Origin of the sequence: Sporomusa sp. (assembly GCF_035561255.1) — a bacterium.
In the GTDB taxonomy this organism is placed as follows: domain Bacteria; phylum Bacillota; class Negativicutes; order Sporomusales; family Sporomusaceae; genus Sporomusa.
The window spans coordinates 1-8827 of record NZ_DATMXX010000145.1 but is presented as its reverse complement, the minus strand read 5'-3'; the positions used below and the strand labels follow the sequence as shown (position 1 = coordinate 8827).

General features: G+C 44.7%; 6 protein-coding genes. 4 read left to right on the top strand and 2 right to left on the bottom strand.

Annotated elements, in window-relative coordinates; all coding sequences use genetic code 11:
• Positions 1-661 precede the first annotated feature (661 nt).
• Genes VN379_RS08050 through VN379_RS08035 form a run of 4 tightly spaced genes read left to right on the top strand, consistent with a single transcriptional unit; the run spans position 662 to position 3962 of the window.
• Complete coding sequence (locus VN379_RS08050; RefSeq protein ID WP_325532628.1) at positions 662-1432, top strand: electron transfer flavoprotein; 771 nt, start codon at positions 662-664, stop codon at positions 1430-1432.
• Positions 1433-1446: 14 nt separating this feature from the next.
• Positions 1447-2340, top strand: a complete 894-nt coding sequence (locus tag VN379_RS08045; RefSeq protein ID WP_325532626.1) for an electron transfer flavoprotein subunit alpha/FixB family protein — start codon at positions 1447-1449, stop codon at positions 2338-2340.
• A gap of 48 nt (positions 2341-2388) precedes the next feature.
• The gene (locus tag VN379_RS08040; protein ID WP_325532623.1) at positions 2389-3681 is read left to right on the top strand and encodes an FAD-dependent oxidoreductase; all 1293 of its coding nucleotides are present in this window, start codon (positions 2389-2391) and stop codon (positions 3679-3681) included.
• Positions 3678-3962 carry a ferredoxin family protein gene (locus VN379_RS08035; protein WP_325532621.1) on the top strand — a complete coding sequence of 95 codons (285 nt, stop codon included), beginning with the start codon at positions 3678-3680 and terminating at the stop codon, positions 3960-3962. The genes VN379_RS08040 and VN379_RS08035 overlap by 4 nt, the downstream gene beginning before the upstream one ends.
• A gap of 176 nt (positions 3963-4138) precedes the next feature.
• On the opposite strand, the gene VN379_RS08030 is transcribed toward VN379_RS08035, so the two are convergent.
• Both VN379_RS08030 and VN379_RS08025 read right to left on the bottom strand, forming a co-directional pair.
• The gene (locus VN379_RS08030) at positions 4139-5602 is read right to left on the bottom strand and encodes a sigma-54 dependent transcriptional regulator (protein ID WP_325532619.1); all 1464 of its coding nucleotides are present in this window, start codon (positions 5600-5602) and stop codon (positions 4139-4141) included.
• A gap of 48 nt (positions 5603-5650) precedes the next feature.
• Positions 5651-8674: a PAS domain S-box protein gene (locus VN379_RS08025; RefSeq protein WP_325532617.1), complete on the bottom strand. Its 3024-nt coding sequence runs from the start codon at positions 8672-8674 to the stop codon at positions 5651-5653.
• Positions 8675-8827 lie beyond the last annotated feature (153 nt).

Sequence of the window (8827 nt, the reverse complement as noted above, 5' to 3'; positions counted from 1 at the left end):
GAAATTTTTTAAAAAACTGATTTTGCAACACGATACAGGCAGCTGGGTTATCCTAAAATGTAGCGGGCCTGCTATTTTTGTAATACAAAATTAGAAACTTCTCCACCGTTTTGTATATCGTAAATGAGTGCAAGCTGAATTCTTGTTCTGTCGCAGATAGAGCATAACAAAGTCTTCTATCGTAGATGTTTTCATCTTACATGGGAGGCTTTGTTATTCTGATTTGATGGATAGTAACTCTGTTGTTAGGCTTTCTCTTGTGCCCTTTCCTTCTGGAAAGATTTTACGCAAAAGAGGAGCAATTTTACAAAATTTATGGCAGAAAATCAGAGTCTTATTGACGATATTTGCCTGCTTATATTTATAACTCAGATACTTGGCATAATATTTGCTTATAAACAGAGTTGTATTGCTTTAGTACAAAATTTCATGAAGGAGGGATAGACGCATGCAAAACAATTTTGAAGGTATAAAAGTCGCCGACTTTACGATGAACACTGCAGGGCCATATTTAACCATTTGCTGGCCAGCTACGGTGCAGAGAAAATTCTCTCCGCAACTGATGGTTAGCAAGAGTAAAAGCATGAAAAGCATTTATTGTAGCTGTATTTCTGCTACCTGATAAATCAGTGAATGATAATTAATTTTTTGAGGTGTAAGTATGCAGATTATAACATGTTTTAAAATAGTGCCGGAAGAGCAAGACATTACCGTTAACGCTAACGGCGAGCTTTCATTTGACAGAGCGAAACTGACAATCAGTAATTATGATATCAATGCGATCGAGGCGGGAACCCAACTGGTTGAAGCACATGGCGGAACACTGGTGGGTATTAGTGTTGGCGCCACCAGCATTGACGACACCAAATTAAAGAAAAACGTTTTGGCCCGGGGACCGGAAAGTCTGTATTTAGTAGCCGATAACAACTTGGCCGATATGGACGCACATCAGACAGCAACTGTTTTAAAAGCGGCTATTGGCAAAGTGGGCCAGTATGACCTTATTCTCTGCGGCGAAGGTTCGGCCGATTTGTATGCCCAGCAGGTTGGGGTTCAGCTTGGCCAGCTACTTAACCTGCCCACAATCAACAGCGTCAGTAAAATTACTATTGAAGGTATGAATGTAATCGTAGAACGCACTCTGGAAGCTGAGGTAGAGATTCTGGAAATCTCATTACCGGCGGTGCTTTCCGTCACATCCGATATTAATGTGCCGCGTATTCCGGGCATGAAGCAGATCTTAGCGGCAGGGAAGAAAGCGACTGTTGCTTGGAACATTGCTGATCTTGACCTGTGTCAACCGGTAAAATCAGTTGAAAATCTGGAAACGAAGGCCCCTCAGCAAGCAGAACGCAAGCAGGACATCCTGGAAGGCGATTCAGATGAGGTTGTTAAAAAGTTTCTGGAAAAAATTATTAAAGAATTGAAGTAAAGGTGGTCACAACAATGAAAATACTGGTTTTTGCTGAACGGAATACGGCACTGGCTGAACTGTGCAGTGGTGCACGCAGCCTGGGAGATCAGATCGAGGCCGTCGTTATCGGCACACCGGGAGCTCTTGCGGTAGATAAAATCTGGTCTATCCCGGTCCAGGAAAATGTGATGCTGGAGGATTATACTGATTCGATTGCCGCCGTCATGGATTTAGCGGCAGCCAATATGCTGCTAATCGAGTCTACGAAACGTTGCAAGCTGATTGCGGGCCGTCTAGCCGCCATAAAAGGCTGCAGCGCTATAACCGATGTCATGGAGATTGCGGATAATCTGGCAACCAAGCGTATGGTTTATGGCGGAGCGGCGGTCCGTCAGGAAAAAGCGGTGGCAGGACCGGCAATTATTATCGCAGGTCCTGGTGTACTGACCGCCTCTGCAATTGCGACAGGTCAAGGTGTTGTGGAGACAGCCGCCTATATTGAGCCTGTTTCCAGGATTAAAATCGTGAGTAGAGTACAAAAAACCAAAGTTACCGTTAACTTGTCTGCTGCAAAAAAAATTATCGGTGTGGGCCGCGGGATTGCCAAACAAGAGGACTTAACCCTGATTCGCGAATTAGCTGATGCATTCGGTGCCGAGCAGGGCTGCACCAGGCCCATTGCGGAGGCCGAAAAATGGCTGCCCAAAGAAACTTATATCGGCGTATCCGGTCTGATGCTGGCTCCGGAGCTGTATATTGCGGTCGGTATTTCCGGACAGATTCAGCATACGGTTGGCATCAACCGGTCGAAGGTAATTGTTGCTATTAACAAAGACAAAAATGCACCGATTTTCAAGCAAGCCGATTACGGTATTGTAGGTGACCTGTATAAAGTGGTGCCGGCATTAATCAGTCAATTAAAATAGTTAATCGTAGGTTAGTTTTAATATGAGGAGATTGGAAAGGGTGTTATAATGGCTGATGAAAAATTTGACGCCATAGTCGTAGGGGGCGGTATAGCCGGCACGGTCGCAAGCTATCTGCTCGCCAAAGCGGGGCTGGAAGTAATGCTGGTGGAACGGGGAACCTTTGCCGGCAGCAAAAATGTGAGTGGTGGCAGAATCTACAGTCACAGTCTTGAAAAAATTTTCCCGGACTTTGGCCGGGAAGCGCCGGTGGAACGCAAAATTACCCGGGAAAAAATCAGTCTTATGACCGAAGAGAGTAGTGTAACCTTAGATTTCTATTCCGGTTCTCTGGGCAAACAAGGCAGTGATTCGTATTCTGTATTACGCAGCGTGTTTGACCAGTGGCTGGCGGAGCAAGCGGAAGCAGCCGGGGTTATGATAGTCAGCGGTATCCGGGTTGATGATTTAATTGTCCGCGAGGGCAAGGTTTGCGGCGTTATTGCCGGCGAGGATGAGATGGAGGCGGATGTTACTATTTTGGCTGATGGCGTGAATTCGCTGCTGGCGCAAAAAATCAGCCTTTGCCGTGAACTGCTGCCAAGTCAGGTTTCTGTGAGCGCCAAGGAAATTATTGAATTGCCCCCGGAAGTGATCAATGACCGCTTCCACTGTCAGGACAATGAAGGAACCGCCTGGCTTTTTGCCGGATTTCCCTCCGGCGGCCGGACCGGCGGTGGATTCTTGTATACCAATCAGAGCAGTCTTTCCCTGGGCATTGTCTGTACGCTGAGTGATTTAGTCGAGGGAGATAAATCGTTGCCGCAACTACTGGAGGATTTTAAACAGCACCCGGCCATAGAGCCGCTGGTAAAGGGTGGCAAGCTTGTTGAATATTCAGGCCACCTTGTGCCGGAAGGGGGGCTGGCGATGGTGCCGAAGCTGGTTGGCAACGGTGTACTGGTCATTGGTGATGCCGCCGGCTTCTGTATCAATGTCGGCTATGCAGTGCGGGGGATGGATCTGGCGGTTACATCGGCCGAATGCGCCGCGCAAGCTGTCCTGGCTGCAAAAGACAAACAGGATTATAGTGAAGTCAGCCTCAAAGAATATGAAACCAACCTGGACAAGAGTTATCTGATGCAGGATTTGAAGCTGTATAAAAATTTGCCGCACTTCATGGAATCAACACCGCGCATTTTTGACGGTTATCCCCGGATGGCGGCAGACATGCTGACTGATTTATTTGTGGTTAACGGGCAGCCGGCTAAGCCGCTGTTGAAAAATATGTTTAAACATGTCCGGAAAATTGGTATCGCCAATATCATGCGGGATGGCTGGAAGGGGGTACGGTCATTGTGAGTACGGTCAATGTGGACCAAAAGCTTGGCTTAAATAAATTTATTGTGGATGAAGAGAATGCCCATATCGTTCTCAAAGCCGAACCTGACCGGCAGGAGCTGCGAAAATTGGTATTGGCTTGTCCGGCTGGCTTATACAAGATTGATGAGAACGGTACCATTCAATTCGATTATGCCGGCTGTATAGAATGCGGCACCTGCCGGGTGCTTTGTGGTCATACTATCCTGGAGAAATGGGAATTTCCGTTGGGAACCCTGGGGGTTGCATTCCGGTGGGGGTAATTGCCAGCCGGCAATCAACTAATGGATGATAAGGACTGTAACGAGCAGCAACTGGTTGTGAAGGTTGTTTGCGAAAACACCGAGGCAAAACCCGCTTTCAAGCCGTAGGGCAAGAAAGCGGGTTTTCACATTTTCAGCTGGTGAAGTTGTATATGCGCATCAGGTCAAATAAGTGATCAGGAGTCTTTTGTATCTTGTTCCAACTTATAGCAGAGTGCGCGCCTTGACAGGTTCAGATAGTTAGCTGCTTCTGTCTTATTACCATTTTTCATTTCCAGGGATTTATAGATTACTTTATCTGTAAATTCTTTTAAATCGAACTTTTCAGCCGGAAGCATAAAGTTGTCCGGGTTAATGACAAGTGGGGAAACTCTCGGCGAGGCTTCTGCGGTTTGCTCATTTTGGGCGATCGCTCCTAAGTGTTCAGGGCGTACTTCAACGTCATCGTACATAAAGGTTACCCACTCCACGACATTTCGTAGTTCACGGATATTACCAGGCCACGGATAAGAGCGGAGGATATCGGCGGCCGCAGCACTAGTTGCAGTAAACCGCTTTCTTCTAAGCTGCGAGAATTCTTTCAGAAATATATCGGTTAGTGGCAGAATTTCATCAGACCGTTCCCGTAAAGGCGGCAGTATAATATGGCCTACCTTAAGGCGGTAATATAAATCTTTGCGAAAACTGCCATTTGCAACCATGTCGGATAAGTCCACGTTTGTAGCGCATACAATGCGAACATTAGTGGTAAGTTTCTTGACACCCCCTACCCGGTAATAGGTTTTTTCCTGAAGAACACGCAGTAATTTACTCTGGAGTTCTAGCGGCATCTCGCCTATTTCGTCTAAAAATAAAGTTCCGCCGGCAGCCATATCCAGTTTGCCCTTTTGGCCTTTCGTCAAACCGCCTGTGAATGCTCCGGCTTCATAGCCAAATAGTTCGCTTTCAAATAAGCTGGACGTAAAGGCTGCGCAGTTGATATCAACAAAAGGAGTGGTTTGTGTATCTTTGCCATAATGTATCATTTTGGCGATAATTTCCTTGCCGGTTCCTGTTTCGCCTTGAATCAAGACCGGTATTGAGCGGTCAGTATGATATTTGAATGCCTGGTCAACGATTTGGTGCATGGAATCAGAAAAAACGCCAATGTTTCCTAAGCCAACTTGTTTGGCCATGATTGTTTTTAGTTGGGATAACTCACGTTGTGTTTCTTCCGTGGCAGTCTTTACTTCGCTGTCAAAATGATGGATCAGTCGTTGATTTTCGCGCAAGAGATTTTGGTGTTCAGCAATCCTCTCCGTTAGTACAGCCAGTTCATCCATATTAATAGGCTTTAGGAGATAGTCATAGGCACCGGCCCGCAAAGCATGAATAGCCGACTCCATGTCACCATGTCCGGTGAAGAGTACAATGTCAGCGTTGGGCTTGGAAGGCGTGGAAGAAATGGCCTTTAATAACTCAATCCCTGACATTTTCGGCATTTTGATGTCGGAAAGTACCATGCCAAAATCCATTGTTTTGAATGCTGCTAAAGCTTCTTCGCCATTGGCGCATTCCAAAACATGGTGGCCAAGCTGGCGCAAAAACATTGCAATCCATTCCCGGCCGGTTTTATCATCATCCACAAGCAAAATATTCACCTTATAACCTCCTGTGTTTACTTCGACCAAGTTGAGAATTCTACGTGCTTATTGCTCTCTTTCACTCTTTAAGCAAGCCGCATTTACGGTTGCATCCTCATTTTGTTGATGGATAGGCAATTCCACCCGGAAGGTGGCTCCTCCCCGGTCATTGTTTACTGCATAAATGGTTCCGTTGTAAGAAAGGATAATTGACTTAATGATCGCCAGACCCAGCCCCATTCCGTCGCCGGAGGCGTTGGTGCTAAAGAAAGGTTCAAATAGTTGATCTTTAATATCATCAGCTATTCCAGGGCCGTTATCTGACACCACAATTGTAATACAGTCACTAATTGAAGTAGAGATAGTAATTTGCTTATCTTCTTGCTCAACTGACTGCAGGGCATGAAAAGCATTCATCACTAAATTAATGACAATTTCCTCAAGTCCGGTAGGAGTCGCGAAAACAGGTGGGAGATCAGCTACCAGATTCTTTTGAATTTGAATATTGTGAGAGGCTAACTCGGTTACCAATAAGTTTAAAACAGAATCAATGATGCTATTTAACTCGCAAGGCACCCGCAGCGATGAATTTTTACTATGAAGAAAGCCACGGACGTGCTTGATGATTTTGTCGATTTTGTCGGCTTGGATGGAAATATCGCCGATTGCATGGAGCAGAGCCGGTGTTTCGGATTCGATTCCTTTTCGTTGCCAAAATTGAATGCCATCGGCGATTACTTTTATCGTGTTTAACGGTTGGTTAATTTCATGAGAAATGCTGGCCGCCATTCTGCCCAACGAAGTTAACTTCTCAGCTTGGGCGAGTGTTTCTTTAGCTTGCAGCTTATGCAATTCTGCCTGTTTACGGTCAGTAATGTCACGGATAGTGCTGAAAATAACTATTTTTGCCTCAATCGGTACACATACGGAACTTACTTCTACCGGGAAGGCTGAGCCATCCCGCCGGTGGTGTTCCGTTTCTAACAAATAGCCCTCCGGCGAGGCTATAATTGGAGTAAATGAGTGAACTGGAGTGGAGCCAGCTTGTTCTGGCTCAAAAGAAGAACTGATTCGCATGGTAAGCAACTGGCCGCGTGTATAGCCATACGCATTTTCCGCCGCGGGATTAGCTTCGATAATGAGTCCGTCAGGGCGGGAAATAAGAATGATATCATTGGTTCGCTGATAAAGGAATTGATAACGTTGCAGTACAGATTCCGCCTGTTTCCGTTGTGTAAGATCGTGGAAGCCAATAATAAAGTGAGTGGTCTCCTCCATGTCGTTTTTTACCGGTGTGACTGCAATTTCGAATGGTGCTAGTGAACCATCCCGTTTATATAAAGAAAACTCATTTACATAGGCTAAGCCGGTTAAGGCGACAGACTGAATTTCGGTAAATATTTCGGCAGCATGATTAAAAAGTTTAATTGTGGCCGGAAAATGCAATTTTAAAACAGATTGATAATCTGATTGAGTCAAGTCGTTAAAAGCCGGGTTATTCCATTCAATGACAAAGTTCCGGTCGGTAATAAGAATTGCATTAGTTGTTGAACGCAGTCCTGTGGTAATCAACTGGAGCTGCTGCTTTTTAATGGCATCATTAATGGTCAGCGCGATTTGCTCGGCAAACGATTCGATTTCACAGACTACCCTGTTACTAAAAAGATACTGGTAGTTGGAGTAGATTACCAGTGCCCCCAGAGTATTACCTCTCGTTTTCAGGGGAAATGCCGCAACAGAACGTATTTTGCGGGCAACTAATCTGTCTAACCAAGGTTGGATCCGAAAGTTGGCTTTCTTAACATCGACAATTACGGTTTTTCCGTTGCGAATAACCCTGCCGGCGACTCCTTGCCCTTCCGGAGAATCGTCCCAGCGGATTTTCAGTTCACGTATGCGAATAAGCGGGTTTTGAACCCCCTCCACTGCGCTAATGCTGACAGTGCCGTCATACTCCTTTAAACCAATCCAGGCAAAATTAAACCCGTAAATGTCGACGAGCTTGTTGCAGATGTGAGAAAGAATTGTTGTGAGGGGTTTATCCTCCATTACCATCAGTGCCACTTCTTTTAAAAGATCATTACGTGCTTCTAATTGTTTTTCGTGGGTTATATTACGCGCAATTCCGTTTATTTTAATCAAGTCACCACTTTCGTTAAATGTCGGCAGATTAATATGTTCGATCCAAATCATCGCGGAGTTTTTACGCCAAATTCGTGTAATCATTGGTTTTCCCGGAGATTTTACAATCGTGCGGGAAAAAGACAAAAAATCTTGCCGGTCATCATGATGAATAATGCGAATACTTAGCATGTGGTTTTTGTAAAAATCATTCGGTGAATAACCGGTCATAGCTTCAACTCCTGGACTGACGTAATCTAATTTTGTTGGAAAAAGATGAAGTGAGTACACGATACAGTCAGTTTTTTCAACAAGGGTGCGCAATAACACATCGGCTTGAGAAACTACTGCGATTTCCTGCAGATAGCTTCGAAAAATTGCAATGGCACAAACCAGCTGAGCAAGACTGGCCATACGGTATATCCATATCCAGGCCCAATACCCGTCCGCTTGGTTGGTTAGTAAGCTGATCAGATTTAGAAATCCCCAGACGGTCATAGCAGCGACAGTTATGAGTATTGGAAAGAGATTTTTTGTTTGTATTAATATATTATTATAGGCAATAGAGCCGTATACAGCCAATAAGAATGCCGATGGCAAGAGAATAGTGACCTGGTTGGGAGCGAGAAAGAGAAAACCTAGTGTGAACCAAATCAGACAAATTATTGGAATTATTCTGCAGGCCTTATTATAGTTCTTGTGTATTAAAAAGCCCGCCAAAATAAGATAACAGCTGAGTAGTTTTGTGGCCAGGCAAGTGAAGGTAATGGTAGTTTGGTCTGCTTGGATAAAACCAAGCTCAAGGATATCGGCAAGCAGATTAAATAACCAGCCTAACAGCCAGAGTGTGTTAGGGGTATTACGTCTTATCATAAATAATAAAAATAATAATACGACCGATATTGTTGAGAATAAAAGCTGTATTGTTGAAAAAAACGCAGGCGGAATAGATATGTCATTCAAGTTCATAGTTCACCTCCGGCAGTGAATATTTCTAAGTACAAGTAATTAAAAAAGACATATTCGACATTATTCGCGTAGCGGTTTTGAATTTCCTGTATAGGTGGACAATATAAATAAATGAACAGAGGTCTGCGATAAAGATAAGAAGCATGCCAGGAC